This window comes from Streptomyces sp. NPDC059906 (assembly GCF_042730645.1).
Taxonomy (GTDB): Bacteria; Actinomycetota; Actinomycetes; order Streptomycetales; family Streptomycetaceae; genus Streptomyces; species Streptomyces rubrogriseus.
In genome coordinates, this window is record NZ_JBHWKU010000026.1 from 75,899 (window position 1) to 101,483 (window position 25,585).

The window sequence follows — 25,585 nt, forward strand, 5'->3', positions numbered from 1 at the left end:
CTACTTCGTCAGCGCGCCGACGACGGCGTCGATGTACGCCTCCATCGACCCGGGACCGCCGAACATCCAGATGCCGTCGTCGAGGCGGTGCACGTCCCCGGCCTTCACGAACGGCAGGGACTTCCACACCGGGTTCTCGGCCAGCTCACCGGTGAAGGGGGTGGCGCTCGGGTCGTCGTCGTTGCCGATGTAGGCGAACTGGGTGTCCTCGGGGAGCTTGGTCAGGCCCTCGACGTCGATGGTGCCGAGGCCGTAGGCTTCGTCGCCCTTCACCGTCCAGGCGTTCTTCAGACCGATGGCCTCGTTGACCTCGCCGAGGAGCGAGGTCGCCGTGTAGGGGCGGATCGAGACCTGGTTGGAGGCGACGTAGCCGTCCGCGAAGGCGATGTCCTTGCCGGCCATCCCGGCGTCGGCCAGGGCCTTCTTGCCCTCGGCGACCTTGGCCTCGAAGTCCTCGCGCAGCGACTTCGCCTTGTCCGTGGTGCCGGTGGCCTTGGCGATGAGGTCGACGTTCTCCAGCATCTGGTCGATCTGACCGGTGCCGTCGGCGGACGTCACCTCGATCACCGGCGCGACCTCGCGCAGCTGCTTCACGGCGGCCGGGGTGAGGTCCGTGGTGGCGACGATGAGGTCGGGGGCGAGGGAGGCGACGGTGTCCATGCTCGGCTCGCCGCGGGTGCCGATGTCCTTCGGCTCGTTCTTGAGCGGAACGGCGCTGTCCCAGGTCTTGTAGCCCTTGACGTCCGCGACGCCGACCGGGTCGACCCCGAGCGAGACGAGGCTCTCGACGACGTTCCACTCGGTGGCGACGACCTTGGTGGCCGGCCCGTCGAGCTTCACCTCGGTGCCCTTGCCGTCCTTGAGCGTGATCGCCTCGGAGGCCTTCTTCTCCGTCTTCTCCGTCTTGTCGGCGGCGGGTTCGGTGGTGCCGCAGGCGGCGAGGGTGAGCGCCGCGGCGGTGGTGGCGGCCGCGGTGAGCAGGAGGCGTCTCATGAGGTGGTGCCGAGCCTTTCGGGGGTTCGTGTGCGGGGGGTGCGTATGTGGTGGCGGCCGATCGGGCGGGTGCGCAGCCGGCCGGTCAGGGGGTCGGTGTCGACGTCGATCCGGATGCCGTAGACGGCGGTGAGCCGCTGTGGCGTCAGCACGTCCTCGGGCGGGCCGTCGGCGACGATCCGGCCCGCTTCGAGGAGCGTGATCCGGTCGGCGACGGCCGCCGCCTGGTCGAGGTCGTGCAGGACGACACCGACGGCGATGCCGTGGTCGTCCGCCAGGTCGCGGATCAGGTCCAGGAGTTCGACCTGGTAGCGCAGGTCGAGGTAGGTCGTGGGTTCGTCCAGGAGCAGTACGCCGGTCTCCTGGGCGAGACAGCTCGCGAGCCACACCCGCTGCAGCTGCCCGCCGGAGAGGTGGTCCGCGCCGCGGTCGGCCAGGCCGTCGACGCCGGTGAGCGCGAGCGCCCGCTCGACGGCGGCGGGGCCGTCCGGATCGGGCCGTCCCCAGCGGCCCCGGTACGGGTAGCGGCCGAACTCGACGACGTCCCGCACGGTCAGCCCGCCGGGCGTCGGACGGCCCTGCGTCAGCAGGGCGACGTACCGCGAGAACTCACGGGACGTCAGCGCCAGCCCGTCGATGGCGCCGTCCAGGCTGAGCGTGGCACTGCGGGCCCGCTGCAACCGGGCCACGGTCCGCAGCAGCGTCGACTTCCCGCTGCCGTTCGGGCCCACCAGGACGGTCACTTCGCCGGGCCTGAGCCTGACCCCCGCGTCGTGCACGACATCGACTCCGTCGTACGCGACGGTCACGCCCGTGGCCGACAGCTCGTGTCCGCGCAGGCGCGGGGTACCGGCTGCGTCTTCACCTGATCTCACGCAGTGAAGGTTAGCCTAACCTAAAAAGTGCTGGTAGAGACGGGGGTCACACGGGCTCCGCGGGTGCTGTCCCGTCCCTCGTTCCGTGGTCGGCGCGAAGGCTCAACTCGCTTGTGCGGAACCGGATTTCCACAGCCCCGCCCGGTTCAGGGACATCGGGCAGTGCAGGTAGATCTCGTCGATCTCCAGGAGCAGGGCGAGGTCCGGACGCCGTCCGTCGCGCGCCATCGCGTCGAAGAAGGGCGCGTCGGTGAGGATGCGGGCCCGGCCGTTGACCCGGAGCACCTCCTTGCCGCCGGGGACCAGATAGAGCAGGCCGGCGTGCGGATTGTCGAGGACGTTGTGGAAGCTGTCCCCGCGTCGGTTGCCCGCCCGTTCCGGCAGGGCCAGGGTGCGGGCGTCGAGGACGTGGGTGAAGCCGGGTGCGTCGCCGCGCGGCGAGACGTCGCAGTTGCCGCCCGCGTCGGAGGTCGCCAGGAGGCAGAAGGGGGAGCGGGCCAGGATGTGCCGGTCGTCGTCCGTGAGCCGGTCGTGCACCTTGTCGATGACGATGGGCCAGGGTTCGCCCAGCAGCTCACGCAGTTGCGCGCGCGAGCCGAGTTCGACCCAGCCCTCTTCGGCGGCGGTGGCGGCGGTGGCGGCGGTCGCGGTGGCGGCGTCCGGCCGGTCTCCGGTCGTGTCGATCGTGTGCGGCAAGGCCGGCTCCCAAGTGTGCTCGCGGAACTGCCGGAAGCGTTGCCTCCGGTGGTTGTTGCACACGCAACAATATCGGGGGCTGCCCTCAGAAGGCGTAGCGGATCCGCAGCCAGGGCGCGTGGGCGGCGACCAGTGCACGGAGCCGGGCCACCGCCCCGGCCTTGACGTCCGCCCGGTAGCGCACGTTGAGCGCGCCGTTCTCCGAGCGCTCGGCCTGCTGGACCTCCGGCCGCCACAGCGCTTCCTCGGCGCGGGGATGCCGGCCCAGGTTGACCTCGTACAGGCCCCGGTTGTGCTTCAGCATGATCACTTCGGGAAGTCTCCGGCCGCGCGGGTCCAGGGCGAGCAGGTCGGGATTGACGAACTTCGTCGCGAAGGAGACCTTGGCCGTCGGCCACTGCCGGAAGGCGTGCACCAGGTCCGCGGTGTTGTCGCAGAGCAGGGCGTCCACCGAGCAGTCGCCGTTCTCACCGATGCCGTAGACCCGGGCCTCGGCGTCGCACTGGTTCGGCTCGCCCTTCACGCGCACCCAGCGCTCGACGCTGCCCTCGTTGCCGTGCAGCCCCGGGAGCCCACCTCGACCACGCGGGCGTCCGGGAACCGGGCGAGGACCTGCCGGCCGCGGAGTCCCGCAAGAGCGGTCCGGCGGCGGGCGGCGGACCGGGCGTCAGGGCGTCCAGGCCGAACCGCGTGCCGAAGCCGTCGTCCGGCGCGGTGGACGGGTCGTGCATGAGGGCTCCGGGGCGGGGCGCGGGAGGGACCGGGCGGTTTCGCCGCGGTCCGGTCCTCCACTGTACGAAGCGCGCGGTGCCCCCCCCGCTGTGTCACGCGGCCCGTCGGGGGCATACGCGAGACACGGCGCCGCTCCGGTGCCGCCGATCCGAAGGGGTGTACACCGTGCTCGCCATCATCGCGGCGGTTCTGTTCCTCATCGCCTGGCTGATCAACGCGGCGGAGGTCTCGACCAACGACGTCTTCACCGCCACCAACGTCATGCTCATCGGCCTCGCCCTGCTGGCCCTGCACGTCGCCGGGATCGGCAGCGGCTGGGCGCCGCGCGGGCGCCGCCGCTGAGCCACCGCCGCGCGTCCCCGTCCCCGTCAGGGGATGCGCGCCACGCCCGCGTAGATACCGCTCTCCTCGGGCGCGGGCGGCTCCAGGCCCTCGCCGTACCACTCGGTGGCCGTGACCAGGCCGGGCGGCACCATCTCCAGGCCGTCGAAGAAGCGGGCGACCTCCGCCCGGGTACGGAAGCCGAGGCGGATGCCGCCCTTGGCGTACTGGGCGATCACCTGCTCCGCCAGCTCGGGGAAGAGGTCGAGCGCGGCGTGCGAGAGGACCAGGTGGCTGCCCGCGGGGAGGGTCTCGACCAGACCCCGGACGATCCCGTGGGCGTCCTGGTCGTCGGGGACGAAGTGCATCAGGGCGATCAGCGACAGTGCGATCGGCCGGTCGAAGTCCAGGATCCCGCGGGCGTGCCGCACGATCTCCTGGGGCTCGCGGACATCGGCCTGGATGTAGTCCGTGGCCCCCTCGGGACTGCTGACCAGCAGGGCCTCCGCGTGCCGCAGCACGATCGGGTCGTTGTCGGCGTAGACGATCCGGGCCGTCGGCACCGTCCGCTGGACGATCTGGTGCAGGTTCGGCTCGGTCGGGATGCCCGTGCCGATGTCCAGGAACTGGTCGATGCCCCGCGCGGCGAGGTGCGCCACCGCGCGGTTCATGAACGCGCGGTTCTGCCGCGCCGCGTCCCGCGCCTCGGGCGGCAGGGTCTCGCCCACCGCCTCGTCGACCGGGTAGTTGTCCTTGCCGCCCAGCAGCCAGTCGTAGACCCGCGCGGGGTGGGCCCGGCCGGTGTCGATGTGGGGAGGCTGGGTGTGGTCCGTGGTCATGGCAGGCTCCGTGCTCCGGGAGGGTGACGCTCCGCCGCAGTTCTGGATCATCGTACTGCGGCGGAGCCGTGCCATGGGCCGGACGGGCGGCGGAAGTTGCCGCTCACCCCGGTCACCCCGGTCACTCCGGTTCCCCGTCCCCACTCGGGCCCAGGGTGCGGGGCGGACGGTAGCTCCACTCGCGGTCGGCGTCGGTGATCTTGCGCAGCACCCGCGCCGGAGCCCCGGCCACGACCGTCATCGGCGGCACGTGTGCCGTCACCACACTGCCCGCGCCGACCACCGATCCCCGGCCGACGGTCACCCCCGGCATGATCAGCGCGCCCGCCCCGATCCACACGTCGTCCTCGATGCGCACCGGCGCCGAGAACTGGGTGCCGTCCCTGCGCAGGTCCGGGTGGACGGGGTGCCCGGTGGTGCTGACCGTCACGTGCGGGGCGAACATCACCCGGTCGCCGACGAAGACCTCGACGTCGTCGACGAGGGTGAGGCCGAAGTTGGCGTACACGTCGTCGCCCAGGTGCACCCGGCTGCCGTAGGCCACGTGCAGCGGCGGCTCGATCCACACCCCCGTGCCGAGCGAGGCGAGCATCTCCTCCAGGAGCGCCCGGCGGCCCTCCTCGTCCCGTGCGCCGGTCCGGTTGTAGGCGTCGGCCAGCTCCTTGCCGCGCAGCCGCTCCTCCGTCAGGGCCCGAAGCCCCGGGGCACCGTCCGAGTACAGCTCACGGGCCGCCATCCGGCGGCGGACCTCGCGCTTACGGGGGTCGGTGGTCATGCGGTCTCCTCGCGTCCGTACGGGGTGGGCCGGCGGCCCCGTCCGCAGCGCCGGTGGGCGTGCGGGCGGGACCGCCGGCAACCGGGGAAAGGGTCAGCCGGCGGACACGTCCGTCAGCGTCCAGCGCTGGTTGGCACCGGAGTTGGGCGGCCAGGTCGTGACGGCGGCACCGTCGTGGGTCGCCTGGCCGCCCACTTCGAGCAGCCGCCCGGTGGCCGCGTTTACCAGGGTCCAGGTGCCGTCGCCGGTGCTCGAGGCGAGCCACTCGGCGGCCCGGTCCCGCCTGCTCGTGTCGGGCTCGGCCACCGGGACGTCGTCGCGCACGGCGAGGCGCGTGCCGTCCTCGGGCCGGGTGAAGACGTAGCGGTCGCGGACGCCGCTGTCCTGGCGCACCGCGCTCAGCCGCCACTGCTCGGCGCTCGCGTCGGCGCCGGAGCCGAGGACCAGGTGCGTGCCGTCCGCGGCCACGGTGAGGGCCTTGCCGCTCTGCACGCCGGTCAGCGTGTAGGTGTGCCCCTTGCGCAGCCCGGCTGCGTCCTTCGCGACCCCCGAGACGCCCTGGACCGCGAACGAGGTGACGGACTGGGCGGGCACGGTGAAGGTGGCCGTGCGGTCGCTCACCCGGATCGGGGCCTGCCGCTCCAGCTTGCCGTCGGCGCTGGTCACGACCGGGGTGACGGTGGCCCGGCGGCTCACGTCGCGGAACTTGGACAGGTCGAGGGTGACCGTGCGGGCCTCGGCGGTGCGGTTGACGTGGACGACCGAGGCGCCCTTGCCGTCGCGGGTGACGGCGGCGGCGCTGGAGGTGTCGTCCGTCCGGATCAGCCGGTCGCCGGGCTTGATGAAGTGGGTGAAGTTGCGGGCGGTGTCGAACTTGGTGTTGGTCCGGATCGGGCAGGTCTCCAGGGTGTCCTGGGCCGTGCAGTCGAACGGGAGCTGGATGCTGCCCCAGTTGCCGCCCTTCGCGGACTCGCCGCCCGGCTTCATGTTGTCGTAGTCCTCGACGGGCTGCCAGAACACCCAGGCGCGGGGCTCCAGTTCCCGCAGGTCGTCGACGATCTGCTGGGCGAGGCCGAGGCCGGGCCGCATGTCCGCGAAGTCCTGGCCGTCGCCCCAGTCGCCGCCCACCTCGCTCATCCACAGCGGCTTGTCCGCGGCCTTGGCGAGGTCCCGCACGGTGGTGCGCTGCCCGGTGCCGTAGGTGTGGACGTTCAGCTGCCCGACGAGGGCGCGGTCGGCGTCGGAGTAGCCGCTCCAGTTCTCGGCGAAGGTCCCCGGGTTGGTCTCGTCCATGGCCGAGATGCCCGCCTCGACCTTCGCCTTCTTCAGCGCGGGCGCGAGGGCCCGGAGCACCTTGCGCTGCAGTTCGGGACCCATGTGGGCGCCCTCCTGCCGGCCGCCGACGGGTTCGCCGTCCGCGCCGAGCTGTGTACCCCAGTACGGGGTGTTGGGCTCGTTGAACGGGTCGACGGTGTCGACCTCGATGCCCTCGGCCTTCTCCAGCCGCCTGGTCGCCCCGGCCACGTAGGCGGCGAAGTCGTCGACCGACTCGGACCTGAGCTGGTCGGCGGAGGAGTCGAAGCCGCCGGAGACGTAACCGCTGACGGTCATGAACCAGGGCGGGGAGTTGCTGAACGTCTCCCAGTGGTCGATGTCGTCCTTGATGCGCTCGACCCACCAGCGCTGGGCGGCGTCGGCGTCCTCGTTCCAGTCGGCCGGGTCGTCGGCGCTCCACCAGTCGGTGTCCTCGCGCGTGGTGCCCTCGGGCGCCTGCCACCAGCCCTCGACCGCCCCGCCGGCCCGCAGGTAGTCCTTGACGTCCGGCGCGTTGCCGCCGCCGATGTTGTAGCGGGCGATGTTGAGTCCGAGGCCGTCGTCGCCGAACAGCAGGCGGGCCAGCTTCTCGCGGATCTCGGGCGGGTAGTCGCCGGTGGCGTTGGCGAACCAGACCAGGCTGGTGCCCCAGCCCTCGAACTTCTCCTGCTGGTACGAGGGGTCCGGTCGCACCGTGACGGAGGCGGGGGCGGCGGCCGGTTCGGCCTGCGCGGGGACGCCGAGCAGGGCGGCCCCGGTGGTCAGAGCGGTCAGGACCGCGGCGCCGAGGAGGCGTCTGCTGCGGGTACGGCGTGCCATCGTGTGCTCCCAACGGAAAGGTGTGGTCGCTGCGGTGGCCCCTGCCGCCAGGTGCGGGGCAGCGGGGGATGGCCCCGGAGCGGTCCGTGCCCGCTCCGGGGAGCATGGGGTGGTGCGGGGAGGACGCCTAGGAGGCGGGCGTACGCAGGACGGCGACCCCGCGGCCCGCCAGGACGACGGCGCCCTCGTCACCGGTGTCGCCCACCAGGACGTCTCCGGTGAGCCCGGGGACGGTCACGGCCTCGTCGGTCCGGTTGACCAGGAACAGGAACCGCCCCCCGGCGCCCCGGCGCACGGTGGCCTCGACCCGTCCCCGCACCGAGGCGGGCAGCTCGCTCGTCACCCCGGCCGGCTCCAGCAGCCTCGGCAGCAGCGCGGCGAGCCCGTCGGCGCCGAGCCGGGTGGAGACGTAGGCGGCCGAACCGCCGCCCGCCGGACGCCGGGTGACGGCGGGGCGGCCCGCATGGGCGCCGGTGCGGTAGTGCGCCAGGACCTCGGTCTCCGGCGCGGTCACGGTGATCCGGTCGGTCCACAGGCCTCCGCTGCCCGCGCCGTCCAGCTCCACGCGCTGCCCGGCGGGCAGCGGACCGAACTCCTCGACGCGGATGCCGAGCAGGTCCCGCAGTGCGCCCGGGTAGCCGCCCAGCCAGACGTGGTCGTTCTCGTCCACGATGCCCGAGAAGTACGTGGTGACCAGGTGCCCGCCCTGCTCGGCGTAGCGCGTGAGGTCCTTGGCCAGCTCGGCCGGGACCAGGTGCAGCACCGGCGCGATCAGCATCCGGTGGCGGCTCAGGTCGGCGCCGGTGGTGACGACGTCGGCGCGGACGCCCAGGGAGAGCAGCGCCGAGTACCAGTCGAGCGCCTCCTGGTGGTAGTCGAGCAGGGAGGTGGGGTGCGAGTCCTGCTCGCTGGCCCACCGGGACTCCCAGTCGAAGAGGATGCCGACCTCGGCGGGCTCCCGCTCGCTCCCGGCGACCGGCGCGAGCGTTCTCAGGGTGTCGCCGAGCGCGGTGACCGCGCGGAACAGGTCGCTGTCCGCCCCGGCGTGCGGGACCATCGCCGAGTGGTACTTCTCGGCGCCGGCCGCCGACTGGCGCCACTGGAAGAAGCACACCGCGTCGGCGCCGTGCGCCACGTGCGTCAGCGAGTCCCGGGCCATCTCGCCCGGTTCCTTGGCCAGGTTGACGGGCTGCCAGTTCACCGCGCTGGTGGAGTGCTCCATCAGGAACCACGGGCGGCCGCCCGCGATGCCGCTGGTGAGGTTCGCCGAGAACGACAGCTCGTCGCGGGCCTGGGGGTGCGGGACGACGTAGTGGTCGTTGGCGACGAAGTCGACCTCGCCGGCCCAGTCCGCGTAGTTCATGCCCTTGGTGCCGGGCATCACCATGAAGTTGGTGGTGACCGGGACGTCCGGGGTCAGCTCCCGCAGCAGGTCCCGCTCCGCGCGCAGGTGGTCCTTGAGCGCGTCCGAGGAGAAGCGCTTGAAGTCCAGCTGCTGGGTCGGGTTCGGGTGCGAGGCCGCCAGCCGGGGCGGCAGGACCTCCGCCCAGTCGCCGTAGCGCTGCGACCAGAACGCCGTGCCCCAGGCGTGGTTGAGGGCGTCCGTGGTGCCGTACCGCGCGCGCAGCCAGTCCCGGAAGGCGCGGGCGGCGTCGTCGGAGTAGTCGTAGACGTTGTGGCAGCCCAGCTCGTTGTTGACGTGCCAGGCGACGAGGGCCGGATGGCCGGCGTAGCGGGTCGCCAGCTTCCGCACCAGGCGCAGGGCGTGCTCCCGGAAGACGGGCGAGGTCGGGCGCCAGTGCTGACGCGCTCCCGGCCACAGCGTCTCGCCCCGGTCGGTGACCGGGAGGATCTCGGGGTGCGCGGTGGTCAGCCAGGGCGGCGGGGACGCGGTGGCGGTCGCCAGGTCGACGCCGACGCCGTGCTCGTGCAGCAGGTCCATCACCTCGTCGAGCCAGGCGAAGTCCCAGGTGTCCGGCCCCGGCTGGACGCGGGCCCAGGAGAAGATGCCGAGCGACACGATGTTGACCCCGGCCTCCCGCATCAGCCGTACGTCCTCCTCCCACACCTCCCGGGGCCACTGCTCGGGGTTGTAGTCGGCGCCGTAGGCGAGACGCGGGGCGGGCGCACCGTCCGCCCCGCGGTGCAGGCGGGAGTGGAGGGTGGAGATCATGGCGGTCCTTCCGGTGGGGGCGTGCGCTACTTCTCGACGGTGAAGCCCTGCTCCTCGCCGTACTTGACCGAGGCCTCCTGCCAGGCCTCCAGACCCTCGGCCAGCGTGGTGTCGGAGACGTAGGCCTTGCCGACGGTGTCGTTGAAGACGGAGTTCGCGTAGACCTGGTAGGGCAGGTACGACCAGTCGTCGGGGACGTCCGCGGCCGACTCGGCGAAGATCTTGTTGGCCTTCTGGCCGCCGAAGTACGGGAACGCGGTGTCCTGGAACTCGGTGGACTGCAGGTCGGCGGTGGTCGCCGGGAAGGCGCCGTTCTCCAGCCGGGTCTGCACGCCGTCCCCGGCGTTCGCGTACTCGACGAAGGCGTACGCCAGTGCCTCGTTCCTGCCGAGTTCCGGGAGCGCGAGCGCGCTGCCGCCGTTCTCGGCGCTGACCTTGCCGCCCGCGGTCCACTGCGGCATCGGGGCGACCCGCCAGTCACCGGAGGCCGCCTTCGCGCCGGACTCCAGGTTGGCGGGCATCCAGGCGCCGGTCGCCAGCGTCGCGATGCTGCCGTCGCCGAGGCCCTTGTACCACTCGTCGGTCCAGGCGGGGACGGAGGCGAGCAGCTTCTCGTCGATGAGCTGCTGCCAGGTGCCGGTGAAGGTCTTGGCGCCCTGGTCGGAGAAGTCGACCTTCACCTTGGTGCCGTCGACCGTGTAGGGGCGCGAACCGGCCTGCCAGAGCATGCTGGTGGCGAACCCGGCGTCGCCGTTGTCGGCGGTGATGTACGCCTTCGGGTCGGCCTTGTGCAGGTCGCGGGCGGCGTCCAGGTACTCGGCCCAGGTGGTGGGCACCTTGATGTCGTACTTGTCGAAGACCTTCTTGTTGTAGAACAGCGCCATCGGGCCGGAGTCCATCGGCAGCGCGTAGATGCCGTCCGAACCCGCCTTCACCCCGTTCCACGGGCCGGGGGAGAACTGGGCGGAGAGCTTGTCGGCGCCGAAGGACTTGAGGTCGGTGAGCTGCTTGGTCAGGGCGTACTGACCCATCGCGTAGTACTCGATCTGCGCGACGTCCGGGACGCCCTTCTTCGCCGAGATGGCGTTCTGCAGCGCCGTGTACTGGTCCTTGTTGGTCCCCGCGTTGACCAGGTCGACCTTGACGCCCGGGTGTTCCTTCTCGAAGTCGGTGGCCACCTGCTTGAGCGTGGGCTCCCAGGCCCACACCGTGATGGTGCCGCCCTCCTTGAGGGCCGCCTGTATGTCCGCCTCGGAGACGGCCTTCCGGCTCGATCCCCCGTCGTCGGAGTCGCCGCAGGCGGTCGCTCCCAGGGCGAGGGCGCAGACGAGGACCGTGCCGCGCAGGAGGCGGCGCGAGTGCTTGGTCAGGTGTGTGGGCATGGGCGTGCTTCCACTTCTTCGTGGCCGGAACCGGCACCGTTGAGGGCCGGCGGGGTCGTTGGTCGGGGGAGGGCTACTCCTTGACGCTTCCGGCGGCGAGACCGGACTGCCAGTACTTCTGGAGCAGCAGGAACGCGGCGATGAGCGGCAGGATGGTGATGAGCGACCCGGTGACGACGAGGTTGAAGACGGCCTCGCCGCCCGCGGTCGCGGCCTGCTGGTTCCAGCTGTTGAGCCCCAGGGTCAGCGGGTACCAGTCGGGGTCCTTGAGCATGACCAGCGGCAGGAAGTAGTTGTTCCAGGTCGCGACCATGGTGAACAGCAGGACGGTGACGACGCCGGGCGCCAGCAGCGGCAGCGCGACCCGGAAGAAGGTGCGCAGCTCGCCCGCCCCGTCGATGCGGGCGGCCTCCATCAGCTCGGTCGGGATGGCCTCGGTCGCGAACACCCACATCAGATAGAGGCCGAACGGCGAGATCAGGGACGGGACGATCACCGCCCAGGGGGTGTTGGTGAGGCCCATTTTGCTGAACATCAGGAAGGTCGGCACCGCCAGCGCCGTCCCCGGCACGGCCACCGCGCCGATGACGACGGCGAAGACGGACCGCCGGCCCGGGAAGTCGAACTTGGCGAGCGCGTAGCCGCCGAGCACGGCGAGGAACGTCGCGCCGCCCGCGCCCAGCCCCACGTACAGCAGGGTGTTGAGCAGCCAGCGGGCGAAGACGCCGTCGTCGTAGGTGAACGTCTCGGTGATGTTGTCCCACAGCGCGAAGTCGCCGTCGAACCAGAGACCGGCGGAACGGGACAGCCCCTCCTGCGTCTTGGTGGCACTGACGGCCAGCCAGACCAGCGGAACCAGGCTGTACAGCAGGACGAGCGAGGTGAGCACGGTCAGCAGCACGCTGCGCCGGGGCCGGTCGGCGGAGTGCCGGCGCCGGGGCGTACGCAGCCGCGGGGCGGAGCGGGAGGTACCGGACGGCGTGGGCGCGGAACGGTCCGAGGCGGTGGCGACGGGACTGGTCATCGCTGCTTCACACTCCCTTGCGCATGCCGCGCAGCTGCACGGCGTAGGCGATGACCATGGTGATCAGTCCCATGACGATGGCGACCGTCGCGGAGTAGTTGTGCTGCTGCCCGTTGAAGGACAGCGCGTACGTGTAGTAGTTCGGCGTGTAGTCGGTGGTGATCGCGTTGCGCGCCAGGGGCTGCAGGATGCTGGGCTCGTTGAAGAGCTGGAAGCTGCCGATGATCGAGAAGATCGTGGCGATCACCAGGGCCCCGCGGATGGCCGGGAGCTTGATGGCGGTGATCACGCGGATCTGCCCGGCGCCGTCGATCTGGGCCGCCTCGTACAGCGAGTGCGGCACGACGCGCAGTGCCGAGTAGAAGATCAGCATGTTGTAGCCGACGAACTCCCAGGTCACGATGTTGCCGATGGAGGCGAGCACCAGGTCGGGGGAGAGCGGGTCGGGCAGCGAGACGCCCAGCGCGCCGTTGATGTCACCGACCAGGCCGAAGCGGGTGCCGTACATGAAGCCCCACATCAGGGTGGCCACCACGGCGGGCACGGCGTACGGCAGGAAGATGGAGATGCGGAAGAAGTCCCGGCCGTAGAGGCGGCCGCTGTCCAGCGCGAGGGCCACGAGCAGCGCGATGCCGAGCATGATCGGCACCTGTACGGCGAGGAAGAGGGCGACCCGGCCGAGCGAGGCCCAGAAGCGGTCGTCCTTCAGGGCCTCGGCGTAGTTGTCGAGGCCGACGAAGGTGGTCCCGCCGATCAGTTGGTCGCGGAAGAGACTGAGGTAGACCGAGTACGCGATGGGTGCGAGGAAGACCAGGGCGAAGACGGCCACGAAGGGGCCGAGGAACCCCCACCCCGTCCAGGAGCGGCGGTCCCGCCTCACCGGCGGCGGGGCCGGCCGCGGCTCGGCGGCGGCCGGCGGTTGCAGCGTCGTCATGTCGTTCCTCGCTCGTCCAGGTTCTGGAGCTTCGCCTGATGTTTACGTAAACACGGCGCATCGCGAAAGGGCGGCGAGCTGCTATGTTTACGTAAACATCTGATGGCGGCATGTCTACACTGCCCCGATGACGACGGTCAAGGGTCCTCGCGCACCCGGACCCGACAGCGACAGAGAGGCGGCTGACGGCGAGTGAGCACGGCTGAGGAAGTCCCGACGAGCGCACCCGCGCGTCCCCGGCGCGGCCGGGACCGCACGGCTTCCATGGCGGACGTGGCCCGGCTGGCCGGAGTCTCCTCGCAGACCGTCTCCCGCGTCTCCAACGGCTACGCGGGCGTGACCGAGGAGACCCGGCAGCAGGTGCTGGCGGCCATGAAGGAGCTGGGCTACCGGCCCAACAGCGCGGCCCGGGCCCTCAAGCGCGGTGAGTTCCGCACCATCGGAGTCATCACCTTCACGCTGGCCACCACCGGCAACGTGCGCACCCTGGAGGCCATCGCGACCTCCGCGGCGAGCGAGGGATACGCGGTGACGCTGCTGCCGGTCGCCGTCCCCACCCAGGACGAGGTGCGCGGCGCGTTCTCGCGGCTGGAGGAGCTGGCAGTCGACGCGGTCATCGTCATCATGGAGGTCCACCTCCTGGACGCGGCCTCCCTCAAACTGCCGCCGCACGTCCAGGTCGTCGTGGTCGACTCCGACGCAGGCGACACCTACACCGTCGTCGACACCGACCAGGCCGGCGGCAGCCGCGCCGCCGTGCGCCACCTGCTGGACCTCGGGCACGACACGGTGTGGCACCTCGGCGGTCCCGAGGGCTCCTTCGCCGCCCAGCGCCGCACCGACGCCTGGCGGCGCACGCTCACCGAGGCCGGCCGCACCCCGCCGCCGCTCGTCCGGGGCGACTGGTCGGCGGAGTCCGGCTACCGGGCCGGCCTGGAACTCGCCGCCCGCGAGGACTGCACCGCCGTCTTCGCGGCCAACGACCAGATGGCCCTCGGCCTGCTGCGCGCCCTGCACGAACACGGGCGGCGGGTGCCCGAGGACGTCAGCGTCATCGGCTTCGACGACATCGCCGAGGCCGGTTCCTTCCTGCCCCCGCTGACCACCGTCCACCAGGACTTCGCCGAGGTCGGGCGGCTGTGCGTGCGGGCCGTGCTGCGCAAGATGCGCGCGGCGGGCCCGGAACAGGGCACGACACTGGTGCCGACCCGGCTGGTGACCCGGGCGAGCACGGCGCCGCCGCCCGGGTAGGCGGGCGGGGGCACGGGAGCGGGCGAAGGGGACGGACGGCCGGTTTGGGAGCGGCCGGGAGGGAAACCCCACAAGCCGACCGTCGTCCCCCCACGTCCGGGAGAGTTCCATGACCCAAGTCGCCGACTATGTGCTCCAGCGTCTGTCCGAGTGGGGCGTCCGGCGCGTGTACGGCTATCCGGGCGACGGCATCAACGGACTGCTCGGCGCGTTCGACCGGGCCGACGGCGACCCGGAGTTCGTCCAGGCCAGGCACGAGGAGATGGCGGCGTTCATGGCCTGCGGTCACGCCAAGTTCACCGGCGAGGTGGGCTGTTGCGTCGCCACCTCGGGGCCGGGCGCCGTGCACCTCCTCAACGGCCTGTACGACGCCAAGCTCGACCACCAGCCCGTGGTGGCGGTGGTGGGCCAGCAGAAGCGGCTGTCGCTGGGCACCCACTACCAGCAGGAGATCGCCCTCGACCAGCTGTTCGCGGACGTCTCCGAGTACTGCCAGATGGTCGTGCACCCGGGCCAGGCCCGGCACGTCATCGACCGGGCCTTCAAGACCGCGCTGACCAGCCGGGGCGTCGCCACCATCATCATCCCGAACGACATCCAGGAGGAGGAGGCCCAGCCCTCCCCGCCCAGGGAGCACGGGTCCGTCTTCTCCAGCGTCGGCTGGAGCAGGCCGCGGGTGCTGCCCGACCTCGACGAGTTGCGCAAGGCCGCCGACGTGCTCAACGCGGGCGGCAAGGTCGCCATGCTCGTCGGCCAGGGCGCGGCGAACGCGGAGGCCGAGGTGAAGGAGGTCGCCGAACTGCTCGGCGCCGGTGTCGCCAAGGCGCTGCTCGGCCGCCAGGTCCTGCCCGACGACCTGCCCTACGTCACCGGCCCCATTGGCCTGCTGGGCAGCAAGGCCAGCGACAACATGATCCAGGGCTGCGACACCCTGCTCATGGTCGGCAGCAGCTTCCCGTACTCGGAGTGGCTGCCGGAGGAGGGGCAGGCCCGGGGCGTGGAGATCGACATCGACGGACGCATGATCGGCATCCGCTACCCCATGGACGCCCACCTCGTCGGCGACTCCAGGGAGACCCTGCGCGCCCTGATCCCGATGCTCCAGCGCAAGGAGGACCGCGGCTGGCGGGAGAAGATCGAGAAGGACGTCCGGGAGTGGCACGACCTGTGCGACCGCTGGGCGGGCGAGCACTTCGGCAAGACCATCAACCCCCAGGCCGTCGCCGCCGAACTCTCCCCGCGGCTGCCGGACGACGTCATCCTGACGGCCGACTCCGGCTCGGGCACCAACTGGTGGGCCCGCCACCTCCTGCTGCGCGACGGCATGCAGGCCTCGCTCTCCGGCACCCTGGCCACGATGGGCCCGGGGACGCCGTACGCCATCGCGGCGCGGTTCGCCTACCCCGAGCGGCCGGTGATCGCCTTCATCGGGGACGGCGCGTTCCAGATGAACGGCATGAACGAGATGATCACCGTCAAGCGCTATCTGGACCGCCTGTCCGGGTCGGCGCCGCTCATCTTCTGTGTCTTCAACAACCAGGACCTCAACCAGGTCACCTGGGAGCAGCGCGCCATGGCCGGCGACCCCAAGTACCCGGGCTCCCAGGACATCCCCGACGTCCCCTACGCCGCCTACGCCGAGCTCCTCGGCCTCAAGGGCATCGTCTGCACCGACCCCAAGAAGGTCGGCTCCGCCTGGGACGAGGCGCTCGCCGCCGACCGGCCCGTGGTCCTGGAGTTCAAGGTCGACGCGGAGATCGCGCCGATCCCGCCGCACATCATGAAGGACCAGGGCAAGAAGGCCATCAAGGCGGCGCTGCACGACCCGGAGCTGACCGGGATCGCCACCAAGGGCGTACGCCAGAAGCTCACCGAGTACGCCGAGCACCTCCCCGGCCGGGGCAGGAAGTGAGCGGCGCCCGGGACCGGGGCGGGGACGGCGCCGAGGTCGTCGTCGTCACCGGCGCGACCGGCGGCGTCGGCCGGGCCACCGCCCGGGCCTTCGGCGCCCGCGGGGCCGCGGTGGCCCTGCTCGCGCGCGGCGAGCACGCCCTTCGGCGGGCCGCCGAGGAGGTCGAGGAGGCAGGCGGGCGCGCGCTGCCGCTGGTCGTGGACGTCGCCGACGCGGAGGCCGTGGACGCGGCGGCCACCCGCGTCGAGGAGGAGTTCGGGCCGATCGACGTGTGGGTGAACGCCGCGTTCTCGACCGTCTTCGCGCCCGTGCAGGAGATCCGGCCCGAGGAGCTGAGGCGGGCCACCGAGGTCACCTACTTCGGCTTCGTCCACGGCACCCAGGCCGCCCTGCGGCGCATGACGCCGCGCGACCGCGGCACCATCGTCCAGGTCGGCTCGGCCCTGGCCGAACGCAGCGTCCCGCTCCAGGCCGTCTACTGCGGGGCCAAGCACGCCATCCAGGGGTTCACCGAGTCGCTGCGCTGCGAGCTGCTGCACGACCGCAGCGGGGTGCGGGTGACCATGGTGCAGATGCCGGGGCTCAACACGCCCCAGTTCAGCTGGGTCCTCACCCGGCTGCCCCGCCATCCGCGCCCGGTGGCCCCCGTCTACCAGCCCGAGGTCGCCGCCCGGGCCGTGCTGTACGCCGCCGACCACCCCGGGCGGCGCATGTACTGGGTCGGCGGCTCCACCGTCGCCACCCTGCTCGGCCAGAAGCTCGCCCCGGGGCTCCTCGACCGCTATCTGGCGCGCACCGGCTACGACGGGCAGCAGACGGACCGGCCCGTCGATCCGTCGCGGCCGGCCAACCTCTGGAAGCCGCCGGACGACACCGCACCGGACGACTACGGCGCACACGGCATCTTCGACGACGAGGCGCATTCGCGCAGCGTCCAGTTCTGGATCTCCCGCAACCGCCGGCCGCTGGCCCTGGCCACGGCCGTGACGGGGGCGGCGGCCGCGGCCCTGGCCGGCGGACTGCGTCGGCGCGCGGGCTGACGCGCGGGCCGACCGCAGTCCGGTCTCGCTTCTCCGGTCCGTCCGGTCTCCGGGCTGTCCGGTCCGTCCGGTCTCCGGGCTGTCCGGTCCGTCCGGTCTCCGGGCTGTCCGGGCCGTCCGGTCTCCGGGCCGCCCGAGCCGTCCGGGCCGTCCGGTCCATCCGGTCCATGCGGCCGTTCGGCCCCCTGTCCGTCCCGTCTCCGGTCAGTCCGGTCTCCGGTCGATGTTCCTCGCCCACCAGTGGTGCTCACAGAACCAGTGCCCGACCATCGCGCCGCCGAAGACGACGAACCCGACCCCGATCAGCCAGGACTCCACCACCAGCACGATGCCGACCGCGCCGTAACTGAACGCGTTGTCGAGGATCAGCGGCGTGAAGAAGAGGTACGAGAAGCCGCGCAGGCCGATCAGCCCCACCATCGTGGCGACCGCCCCCGGTAGCAGGTCGCGCCAGCGGACCTGGCCGCCCAGCAGGAAGTGCTGGCCCCACCAGAAGAACAGCATGCCGCTGGCGGTCGACAGCGCGATCCGCGCCGTACCGTGCAGCGCGGTGCGCGTCTGCACCTCCTGGTAGAGGTAGGCGGTCAGCAGGGCCACCCAGGTCATCTGGCGCCAGATGCGGTGCCACGGGCCGGAGGGCAGTTCCCAGATGCGCTCGTAGCCGTTCTGGACGCTCGCCGCGAAGGACACGCCGAACACGCCGAGCAGGATTCCGCCCCACAGGCTCGTCGTGCCGACGACCTTGGTCGGCGGACTGATGATGTCGGTCAGCACCTTCGCCGACCGCCCGGACAGCCCCATGCCGTCGGCCAGCCACGAGGCGAAGCCCCCGCGCCCCAGCGGGTCGGCCGCCGCCACGACGATCAGCAGCGGTGCCAGCGTGACCAGGGCGAGGGTGGCGAAGCCCATGGCCCTGTGCATCAGCTCCAGGTCCCGGCCGCGCCGGACCAGGGCGGACGCGGCCAGCCAGTCCCACACACGGTGGAACGGCCGCCACAACCGGTTCACGGGTGCTCCTCGGGCGTCCTTTCGATGGCTCGCGACGGGAGACTGAGTGACCCGGCCCGCGCCCCGACAAACGTCGGTTGACCCGGACGGCCCGCGCATGGACCGGACGGCGCGGGGAACCGGCCCCGGTACGCGAAGGCGAGGAGTGCGCGATGACGTCGCTGACCGGCCCGGACACACCGGCACTGGACGACTGCGTGGTCGACGCGGTCGACGTGCACGCCTTCGAGGTCCCCACCGACGGCCCCGAGGGCCGCGAGCAGGACGGCACCCTGGAGTGGGACGCCACGACCCTGGTCCTGGTGCGCGTGCACGCCGACGGCCGCACCGGCCTCGGTTACACCTACGGGGACGTGTCGGTGGCGTCCTTCGTGCACTCCGTGCTCGCGCCCGTCGTCAAGGGCCGGCCGGTCTCCTCGCCGCCCGCGCTGTGGGAGCGGATGGGGGCGCGGATGCGCAACGCCGGCCGTCCCGGCGCCGGGGCGATGGCCCTGTCCGCCGTCGACGTGGCGCTGTGGGACCTCAAGGCACGGCTGCTGGGTCTGCCGCTGGTCCACCTCCTGCCGGCCCACCACGACCGGGTGCCCGTCTACGGCAGCGGCGGCTTCACCAACTATTGCCTGGACCGCCTCACCGACCAGCTCGCCGGATGGGTCCGGCAGGGCATCGGGCGCGTGAAGCTGAAGACCTCGCGGGACCCGGAGGCCGACCCGCGGCGCCTGAGGGCCGTACGCCGGGCGGTGGGCGACGGGCCCGAGCTGTTCACCGACGCCAACGGGGCGCTCGGCCGCAAGGAGGCCCTGTACTGGGCGCACCGCTTCCACGAGGAGTGGGACGTGCGCTGGTTCGAGGAGCCGGTCGCCTCCGCCGACCTGGAGGGGTTGCGGATGCTGCGCGAGCGGGGCCCGGCGAGGCTGGAGATCACCGCGGGGGAGTACGCCTTCACCGCGCAGGACTTCGCCAACCTCACCGAGGGACGGGCCGTCGACTGCCTCCAGGCCGACGTCACCCGGTGCGGCGGCGTCACCGGTGTGCTGGAGGTCGCGGGGCTCTCCGCCGCCCGGCACCTCGACCTGTCGGCGCACTGCGCACCCGCGGTGTCCGCCCACGCCTTCTGCGCCGTGCGCAGGCTGCGGCACCTGGAGTACTTCCACGACCACGTGCGCGTCGAGCGGCTGCTGTTCGACGGCATCCCGTCGCCCGAGGGCGGGGCCCTGCGTCCCGACACCTCGCGGCCCGGCCTCGGCCTGGAGGTGAGGTGGGCCGACGCGGAGCCCTACCGGGTGCACGGAGTCCGGCCGGCACGCTGACCCCTGCCGGATCGCCGACGTCGCCGGATCGCCGACGTCAGGGGTCGCTGCGCTGCTGGGCCTCCCGCATGCGCTCGTTGTGCCAGGCGACGGCCGCACGGATCTGGGGCTCCTGGAGGCCCGTCCGGCAGCCGAGCTGGTCCATGGAGAGGGCCGGCGGGCCGGTGGTCAGGGCCCGGGTCAGCTTGGCCGCCCACAGCTCCTCGTCCACGAAGGGCCGGTGCGCGTACCCGTCCTTGATCACGTCGAAGTGGTCGTCCGAGCACGCGGTGATGAGCCGCAGCCCGTCGAACCACTCGTTGGTGGCGTGCGCCGCGGAGGAGTCCGGCACGTAGCCCGTCACGGACTCGTCCTCGGGGAAGACCCTGGCGCACAGGTCGCACAGCTCCATGGGGACCGGCCTGGCGGCCCGGCGGTCCTTCCTGCCCTTGCGCTTCCACATGGCGACTCCCGGGGATCGGTGTCCGGAATGCCGGAGTTACCCGCGGGGCGGGATGCAAACGCCCCGCGGGGGAGGGACCGGGCCGCGGCCGGGCGGGGTCAGGCCAGCCTGACCGGCAGCTCGAACAGGTCGTTCTGCGTGACCACCGGCTTGTTGCGCAGCTCCGCGGCCGGCACCGCCAGGTCCAGGTGCGGGAAGCGGGCGTACAGGGCCGGGAGCGCCACGCCCGCCTCCATCCGGGACAGCGCCGCACCGGGGCACACGTGCGGGCCGTGGCCGAAGGAGATGTGCCGGTTCCCGGACGTGCGGGTGATGTCGAACCGGTCCGCCGTCGGACCGTGGGCGCGCTCGTCGCGGCCCAGTGCGCCGTACGACACGATGAGCGCGTCCCCGGCGGGTATCACCCGGTCGCCGACCGGAACGTCCTCGGCCGCGAACCGGATCAGGACGTGCGAGGTGGGCGTCGAGAACCGCAGTGTCTCCTCGACCACCGCGGACCACTCCGCCTCACCGGAGAGCACCAGCGCCCGCTGCTCGGGATGGGCGGACAGGTTGACCACGGCGTTCACGATGAGCGAGATCGTCGTCTCGTGACCGGCGGCCACCATCAGCTGGAGGGTCGAGACGATCTCCGCGTCGGTGAGGCGGTCGCCGTCCTCGGACGCCTGAATCAGCGCACTTGTCAGGTCGTCCCCGGGGTTCGCCCGCTTGGCGGCGACCGTGTCGGCCATGATCGAGGCCAGCTCGGTGAGGGTCGCCACGACCTCCTCGGGCGGGGTCTGCGTCGAGAAGAACTTCTCGAACAGCACCTTCAGACGCGGCAGCCGCGCCTCCTCGATGCCCATCAGGTCGGCGACGACGTACATCGGCAGCGGGTAGGCGAAGGCCGCCTTGAGATCCACGACGCCGCCGTCCGCGGGCAGTTCGTCGAGCAGGCGGTCGGTCAGCTCGGTGATCCGCCCCCGCATGTGCTCCACCCGGCGCACCGTGAGCGCCTGCGCCACCAGGGTGCGCAGCCGGCGGTGCTCGGCGCCGTCCACCGTGAGCATCGAGCGGCCCGGGTTGGCCAGCCCGATCAGCGGCCAGTCGGCGGGGATCTCGCCGCGCCGCCAGGCGCCCCACACGTTGATGTCCTTGACCAGCCGCGGGTCCGTGAGCAGGGCCTTGGCCTCCGCGTGGTGCGTGACCGCCCACACGGGCACGCCGCCCGGCAGCTCCACGGCGGCGAGCGGTCCGGCCGCGCGCAGCCGGGCGCTCTCGCCGTCCAGGTCGGTGACGAACGGGTCCAGCGGGATCCGGGCTTCTTCGGTGCCGGTCGTCATGCTGACGTGCCTCCCAGGGCAGTGGTCGGGGTGAACCGCACGGGCAACTCGGTCAGCCCCCGCAGCCAGGGCGAGGGGCGACGGGTGAGGGACCCGGCGGGCACCGCCAGGTCGATGTCCGGCAGCCGGTCGAGCACGACCTCGATGCCGGTGCGCGCGATCACCTCGGCGACCTCCTGCGCGGGGAACGGGCAGCGGTGCTCGCCGTGGCCGAAGGAGAAGTGCGCGTTGTTGCCGCCGGTGAGCGCGGAGCCGTCGGTGCGGACCTGCGGGTCGGAGTTGGCGCCCTGCAGCCCGAGCAGCACCAGGTCGCCGGCCCGGATGCGGCGCCCGCCGAGCTGGGTGTCCCGGGCGGCCCAGCGACCGGCCACGTTCTGCGTGGGAGTGTCCTCCCACAGCACCTCGTTCATGGCCTCGGCGACACTGTTGCGCCCGCCGAAGAGGGAGGCGGCGAAGCGGTCGTCGGTCAGCATCAGGCGCAGCGAGTTGCCGATCCAGTCCGCCGTCGGCTGGTGGCCCGCGGCCATCATCACCATCAGGTCCTGGGCGATCTCCTCCTCGGTGAAGCCGCTCTCGTCGGCCAGCATCCGGGAGGCGACGTCGTCGGCGGGCGCCGCCTTGCGGTCCGCCAGCAGCCGCGCCATGGAGGTGGCGAGGTGCGTCTGGCCCGCCAGGGCCCGCTCCCTGCCGTCGATCATGTCGTTGAGCGCGGTGACCAGTGCCGGACCCTGCTCGTCGGGGAACCCGTACAGGCGGGCCAGGACCCGGACCGGCAGCAGCATCGCGTAGTCGCCGACGAGGTCGGCCTCGCCCTTCGCACACAGCCGGTCGACGAGTTCGTCGGCGAACCGCTCGGCGTGACCGCGCAGCAGGTGCGGGTCGACGGCCTCCAGCGCGTCGCTGATCATGGCGGCGCGTTCGCGGTGCCGCTCGCCGACCGTGTACAGGATCGACGGCTGCCTGCGGCCGATCATCGGCAGCAGCGGCCAGTCGTCCGGGATGTTCTCCCACTGGTTCCACAGGTCCGAGTCCCGGCTGAACAGCACCGGGTCGCCGGTCACCTGGTGCAGCTCGCGGTACCCGAGCACCAGCCAGGCCGGTACGTCGCCGTCCAGCACGACCGGCGTGACGGCGCCGTGCTCGCGCCGCATCTGCCGGTACAGCAGGGCGGGATCGGTCTGGAAACGGGGGCCGCCGAGCGGGACGGCGCCCGGGACGTCGTGGGCGTCGGTGCTCACGCGAACTCCTGTCGGGGCCGGGCGGCGGAACCGGCGTAGTGGGCCTGGAGATGCTCGACCAGCGTGATCAGCACCTGCTTGCTGGACTCCCGGGACCGGGCGTCGCAGGAGACCAGCGGCACCCGCGGATCCAGGTCGAGGGCCTCGCGGACGGCCTCGGGCGGATGCTCCGGGCCGCCGAAGTCGTTGCAGGCGACGATGAACGGCGTGCCGTGGTGCTCCAGGCGGTCGATCGCGTACCAGGAGTCGTCGATGCGCCGGGTGTCCACCAGGACCACCGCGCCGAGCGTGCCCGAGAACAGCCGGTCCCACAGGAACCAGAACCGCTCCTGTCCGGGCGCGCCGAACAGGTACAGCACGTTGCGCGCGTCGAGGCTGATGCGGCCGAAGTCGAAGGCGACGGTCGTCGCGGACTTGCCGCGCACCTCGCTGATGTCGTCGACCGCCTCGCCGGCCTGCGTCATCGTCTCCTCGGTGTTGAGGGGGCGTATCTCGCTGACCGAACGGACCATGGTCGTCTTGCCGACGCCGAAGCCGCCCACGACCACGATCTTCAGACCGTTGTCGGCGGCCGCGCCCAGCGGGGTGCGCGCCGGGGCGCTCGCCCGGGTCGGGGCGTCAGAGATTGCGGAGTCCAACGAGCACCTGCTCCAGGATGTCGGGATCGGGGACGGCTGCCGTGTACGGGTGGCGTGCGCTCACCCGGCCGGCGGCGTGCAGGTCGGAGAGCAGGATCTTGGTGATGCTCACCGGGAGCCGCAGTTCGGCGGCGATCTCCACGACGGCCGTGGGGGCCTCGGTCAGCCTGAGGATCGCCGTGTGCTCGGACTGCATGCCGGGCATCGGCGCGCACTCGGCGACCACGAGGGTGACCAGGTCGAAGGGGTTGTCGGGGCCCGAGCTGCTGCGTCCCTGGGTGACGGTGTACAGCCGGTCGGGCGCGTCGTCCCTGCCGGGGCGGCTCATGACGTGCGCGGCCGCGCGGTGAGGTGCTCGCCGAGCTGCTCGATCAGTTCGCTCATGTGGTGTCCGACGAGCCCCGCGTCCGCGTCCTCGGAGGTGACCACGGCGAGGTGCGCGCCCTCGCCGGCCTCCACGATGAACAGGATCCCGCCGTAGAACTCGGTCATCGCCGAACGCACCCCGCCGCTGCCGTCGCCGAACTCCACGGAGGCACCGTGGGACAGCGACTGGATGCCGGCGGCGATGGCGGCCAGCTGGTCGGCCTGGTCGACGGAGAGTTCCGGGGTGCGGCACAGCTTGAGTCCGTCACGGGAGAGGACGAGCGCGTGCCGCGCGCCCGGCGTGCGCTCCAGGAGGCCCTCGATGAGCCAGGTGAGCTTCTCGTCGGCGGTGGTCGAGCCGGTCATGGAGTGGTGTCGCCTTCCGGGTGCGCGGATGAGTGGGACGGGAGGTCGGGGGCCGCCTCGGCCGGTTCGGCGGCGGCGCCGGTGGTGGCGCCGGTGGTGGTGGTCCGGACGGCCTGGCGGAAGCTGCTGAAGCGGGCGGCGCGGGCCTTCGCGTCACCGGCGGACGGCGTGGCGCGCGGCTCGGCGGCCCTGGCGGCGGCGCGGGCGCGTTCGGCGGCGGCGAGGGTGCGGCCACGACGGCGCTTGGGCAGCAGCTCCTCGGCGGACGGGTCCGGTTCCCGGTCCGGCTCCTGGCCGCGGTCGCGATCCGTGTTCTGGCCCCGGTCCCGGTCCTGGTCCTGGTCCTGGTCCCGGTCCTGGTCCTGGTCCCGGTCCTGGTCCCGGCCCTGGTCCCGGTCCCAGTCCTGGGCCCGGCCCCGGCCCTGGTCCCGGCCCCGGTCCTGGTCCCGGCCCCGGCCCTGGTCCCGGCCCCGGCCCTGGTCCCGGTCCCGGTCCTGGTCCCGGTCCCGGTCCTGGTCCCGATCCCGGTCCGCGAGATCGTGGACGGGCGGCGGCTCGGGGGCCGCGCCGGCCGGGGCGGGCTCGGCCGCGGGCGGTGCGGGGGTGTGCCGTCGGTCGTCCCGGGTCTCCGCGGGCGTCGTCGCCGCCGGGGCCGCCCCCGGCGCGGTGGGGACGGCGGGACCGCTCAGGATGTCCTGGGGGACGAGCATCAGTACGCCCGTACCGCCGCGCGCGGACGGCCGGAAGGACACCTTCAGCCCGTACTTGGCCGACAGCCGCCCCACCACGGCCAGGCCCAGCCGGGTGCCGGTCAGGCCGCCGAGCCCCGCCGTCTCACCGGCCACCGCCCGCTGGGCCCGGCGCAGTTGCACCTCGCCCATCACCAGCCCGCTGTCCTCCACGGACACGATGACACCGGCCGGCACCTCCTCCACGTACACGTGGATCTCCGCCGTCGGCGGGGAGAAGTTCGCGGCGTTGTCCAGGAGTTCGGCCAGGGCGTGCATGACGCCCTCGGCGGCGTGCCCGGCCACCGCGGTGTCGCTGCTGGAGTGCACGCGCACGCGCCGGTAGCCGGCGATCCGGCCCATCGCGCCGCGCAGGATGGACTCCATGCCGATCGGACGCGCCCAACGGCGGCCGGAGCGGGCGCCCGTGAGGACGGCGACGGAGTCGGCGAGCCGGCCCGCCTGTGCGGTGCGGTGGTCGAGGTGGAGCAGGTCGGCGAGGACGGCCTCGTCACTGTGCCGCTCCTCCATGACGCGCAGGTCGGCGAGCATGCCGGTGGCCAGCGCCTGCATCCGGCCGGCCGCGTTGGCGGTCGCGGAGACGGCGGCGGCCCGCTCACCGGTGGCCTGCTTGAGACGCTCGCCCAGCCGGGCCGACTCCTCGGTGAGCCGTGCCACCTCCCGGTCCCGCTGCCCGGCGAGCCGGTCCCGCTCGCGCGTGAACTCGGCGACGAGGGCCTCCCGTTCCCGTTCGGCCGTGGCCGTGGCCCGGGTCCGTTCGGCATCCGCCTCCGTCCGGGCGGCCGTCAGCAGCCGGCGGGTGGCCCGTTCGGCGCGGACCGCGTGCACAGCCGCCGTCAGTGCCGCGCAGAGCAGGATCGTCGCGGCACCGGCGCCGAGTCCGAGCGGCAGGCGCACCGAGGAGGGCGCGGCGGCGACGGCCCCGCCGACGACGAGCGCCGACACGAGGGCGCACGGCAGGGCCACTGCGGCGAGGGCGCGGGGAGTGGGGCGGTCGCCGGGGCGGGCGGGCGCGGTCATCAATCGGGTCCTCGCCTGGCCGCCGGAGCGGCCCTCGGGTCGTCCA

At 72.6% G+C, this 25,585-nt stretch carries 24 protein-coding genes; 5 read left to right on the forward strand and 19 right to left on the reverse strand.

Annotation, left to right across the window (positions count from 1 at the left end; all coding sequences use genetic code 11):
* The 4 genes from cdtB to ACFV9J_RS30690 form a co-directional block, all read right to left on the reverse strand.
* Complete coding sequence (cdtB, locus tag ACFV9J_RS30675; RefSeq protein ID WP_385359470.1) at positions 1–993, reverse strand: siderophore ABC transporter substrate-binding protein CdtB; 993 nt, start codon at positions 991–993, stop codon at positions 1–3.
* Positions 990–1,868 carry a siderophore ABC transporter ATP-binding protein CdtA gene (gene cdtA / locus ACFV9J_RS30680; RefSeq protein WP_385359473.1) on the reverse strand — a complete coding sequence of 293 codons (879 nt, stop codon included), beginning with the start codon at positions 1,866–1,868 and terminating at the stop codon, positions 990–992. The genes cdtB and cdtA overlap by 4 nt, the downstream gene beginning before the upstream one ends.
* Before the next feature lie 102 nt (positions 1,869–1,970).
* On the reverse strand, positions 1,971–2,564 hold the full coding sequence (locus tag ACFV9J_RS30685; RefSeq protein ID WP_385359475.1) for an MSMEG_1061 family FMN-dependent PPOX-type flavoprotein: 594 nt from the start codon (positions 2,562–2,564) through the stop codon (positions 1,971–1,973).
* Positions 2,565–2,649: 85 nt separating this feature from the next.
* A complete protein-coding gene (locus ACFV9J_RS30690) occupies positions 2,650–3,087 on the reverse strand; it encodes a hypothetical protein (protein ID WP_385359477.1) in 438 nt (145 codons plus the stop codon).
* 374 nt (positions 3,088–3,461) lie between these two features.
* Between ACFV9J_RS30690 and ACFV9J_RS30695 the strand changes: the two genes are divergently transcribed.
* Positions 3,462–3,638: a hypothetical protein gene (locus ACFV9J_RS30695; protein WP_385359479.1), complete on the forward strand. Its 177-nt coding sequence runs from the start codon at positions 3,462–3,464 to the stop codon at positions 3,636–3,638.
* Positions 3,639–3,664: 26 nt separating this feature from the next.
* Here ACFV9J_RS30695 and ACFV9J_RS30700 read toward each other — a convergent pair whose 3' ends face one another.
* From ACFV9J_RS30700 to ACFV9J_RS30730, 7 genes are all read right to left on the reverse strand, one after another.
* A complete protein-coding gene (locus ACFV9J_RS30700) occupies positions 3,665–4,456 on the reverse strand; it encodes an SAM-dependent methyltransferase (protein ID WP_385359482.1) in 792 nt (263 codons plus the stop codon).
* A 121-nt stretch (positions 4,457–4,577) separates the two neighbouring features.
* Positions 4,578–5,231, reverse strand: a complete 654-nt coding sequence (locus ACFV9J_RS30705) for a sugar O-acetyltransferase (RefSeq protein ID WP_385359485.1) — start codon at positions 5,229–5,231, stop codon at positions 4,578–4,580.
* A gap of 93 nt (positions 5,232–5,324) precedes the next feature.
* Positions 5,325–7,364, reverse strand: coding sequence for an RICIN domain-containing protein (locus ACFV9J_RS30710; RefSeq protein ID WP_385359488.1), 2,040 nt, complete (start codon positions 7,362–7,364; stop codon positions 5,325–5,327).
* A 127-nt stretch (positions 7,365–7,491) separates the two neighbouring features.
* Positions 7,492–9,537 (reverse strand): beta-galactosidase, encoded by a 2,046-nt coding sequence (locus tag ACFV9J_RS30715; RefSeq protein WP_385359490.1) that lies wholly within the window; start codon positions 9,535–9,537, stop codon positions 7,492–7,494.
* A gap of 26 nt (positions 9,538–9,563) precedes the next feature.
* Positions 9,564–10,919: an ABC transporter substrate-binding protein gene (locus ACFV9J_RS30720; RefSeq protein ID WP_385359492.1), complete on the reverse strand. Its 1,356-nt coding sequence runs from the start codon at positions 10,917–10,919 to the stop codon at positions 9,564–9,566.
* Positions 10,920–10,992: 73 nt separating this feature from the next.
* The gene (locus tag ACFV9J_RS30725; protein ID WP_385359494.1) at positions 10,993–11,943 is read right to left on the reverse strand and encodes a carbohydrate ABC transporter permease; all 951 of its coding nucleotides are present in this window, start codon (positions 11,941–11,943) and stop codon (positions 10,993–10,995) included.
* A 7-nt stretch (positions 11,944–11,950) separates the two neighbouring features.
* Positions 11,951–12,877: a carbohydrate ABC transporter permease gene (locus ACFV9J_RS30730; protein WP_385359495.1), complete on the reverse strand. Its 927-nt coding sequence runs from the start codon at positions 12,875–12,877 to the stop codon at positions 11,951–11,953.
* Positions 12,878–13,069: 192 nt separating this feature from the next.
* On the opposite strand from ACFV9J_RS30730, the gene ACFV9J_RS30735 reads away from it, so the two are divergent.
* The 3 genes from ACFV9J_RS30735 (at position 13,070) to ACFV9J_RS30745 (ending at position 17,080) form a co-directional block, all read left to right on the forward strand.
* Positions 13,070–14,128 carry a LacI family DNA-binding transcriptional regulator gene (locus ACFV9J_RS30735; protein ID WP_385359498.1) on the forward strand — a complete coding sequence of 353 codons (1,059 nt, stop codon included), beginning with the start codon at positions 13,070–13,072 and terminating at the stop codon, positions 14,126–14,128.
* Positions 14,129–14,237: 109 nt separating this feature from the next.
* Positions 14,238–16,040 (forward strand): thiamine pyrophosphate-requiring protein, encoded by a 1,803-nt coding sequence (locus ACFV9J_RS30740; RefSeq protein WP_385359501.1) that lies wholly within the window; start codon positions 14,238–14,240, stop codon positions 16,038–16,040.
* Positions 16,037–17,080 (forward strand): SDR family oxidoreductase, encoded by a 1,044-nt coding sequence (locus tag ACFV9J_RS30745; RefSeq protein WP_385359504.1) that lies wholly within the window; start codon positions 16,037–16,039, stop codon positions 17,078–17,080. Before ACFV9J_RS30740 ends, ACFV9J_RS30745 begins: the two co-directional genes overlap by 4 nt.
* Before the next feature lie 204 nt (positions 17,081–17,284).
* On the opposite strand, the gene ACFV9J_RS30750 is transcribed toward ACFV9J_RS30745, so the two are convergent.
* Complete coding sequence (locus ACFV9J_RS30750) at positions 17,285–18,088, reverse strand: ribonuclease BN (RefSeq protein WP_385359507.1); 804 nt, start codon at positions 18,086–18,088, stop codon at positions 17,285–17,287.
* Between the two features lie 152 nt (positions 18,089–18,240).
* Here ACFV9J_RS30750 and ACFV9J_RS30755 point away from each other — a divergent pair, with 152 nt between their 5' ends.
* Positions 18,241–19,398, forward strand: coding sequence for an enolase C-terminal domain-like protein (locus ACFV9J_RS30755; RefSeq protein ID WP_385359510.1), 1,158 nt, complete (start codon positions 18,241–18,243; stop codon positions 19,396–19,398).
* 37 nt (positions 19,399–19,435) lie between these two features.
* Here ACFV9J_RS30755 and ACFV9J_RS30760 read toward each other — a convergent pair whose 3' ends face one another.
* The 7 genes from ACFV9J_RS30760 to ACFV9J_RS30790 all read right to left on the reverse strand — a co-directional run bounded on the left by ACFV9J_RS30760 (position 19,436) and on the right by ACFV9J_RS30790 (position 25,539).
* Positions 19,436–19,840: a hypothetical protein gene (locus tag ACFV9J_RS30760; RefSeq protein ID WP_385359511.1), complete on the reverse strand. Its 405-nt coding sequence runs from the start codon at positions 19,838–19,840 to the stop codon at positions 19,436–19,438.
* A gap of 98 nt (positions 19,841–19,938) precedes the next feature.
* A complete protein-coding gene (locus ACFV9J_RS30765) occupies positions 19,939–21,162 on the reverse strand; it encodes a cytochrome P450 (RefSeq protein ID WP_385359513.1) in 1,224 nt (407 codons plus the stop codon).
* Complete coding sequence (locus ACFV9J_RS30770; RefSeq protein WP_385359514.1) at positions 21,159–22,400, reverse strand: cytochrome P450; 1,242 nt, start codon at positions 22,398–22,400, stop codon at positions 21,159–21,161. Before ACFV9J_RS30770 ends, ACFV9J_RS30765 begins: the two co-directional genes overlap by 4 nt.
* Positions 22,397–23,038: an ATP/GTP-binding protein gene (locus tag ACFV9J_RS30775; RefSeq protein WP_385359516.1), complete on the reverse strand. Its 642-nt coding sequence runs from the start codon at positions 23,036–23,038 to the stop codon at positions 22,397–22,399. Before ACFV9J_RS30775 ends, ACFV9J_RS30770 begins: the two co-directional genes overlap by 4 nt.
* Positions 23,019–23,366, reverse strand: a complete 348-nt coding sequence (locus tag ACFV9J_RS30780) for a DUF742 domain-containing protein (RefSeq protein WP_003971723.1) — start codon at positions 23,364–23,366, stop codon at positions 23,019–23,021. Before ACFV9J_RS30780 ends, ACFV9J_RS30775 begins: the two co-directional genes overlap by 20 nt.
* A complete protein-coding gene (locus ACFV9J_RS30785) occupies positions 23,363–23,770 on the reverse strand; it encodes a roadblock/LC7 domain-containing protein (RefSeq protein ID WP_003971722.1) in 408 nt (135 codons plus the stop codon). Before ACFV9J_RS30785 ends, ACFV9J_RS30780 begins: the two co-directional genes overlap by 4 nt.
* Entirely contained in the window at positions 23,767–25,539 is a 1,773-nt protein-coding gene (locus ACFV9J_RS30790; RefSeq protein WP_385359519.1) for an ATP-binding protein, read from the reverse strand. The genes ACFV9J_RS30785 and ACFV9J_RS30790 overlap by 4 nt, the downstream gene beginning before the upstream one ends.
* Between the last annotated feature and the right edge of the window lie 46 nt (positions 25,540–25,585).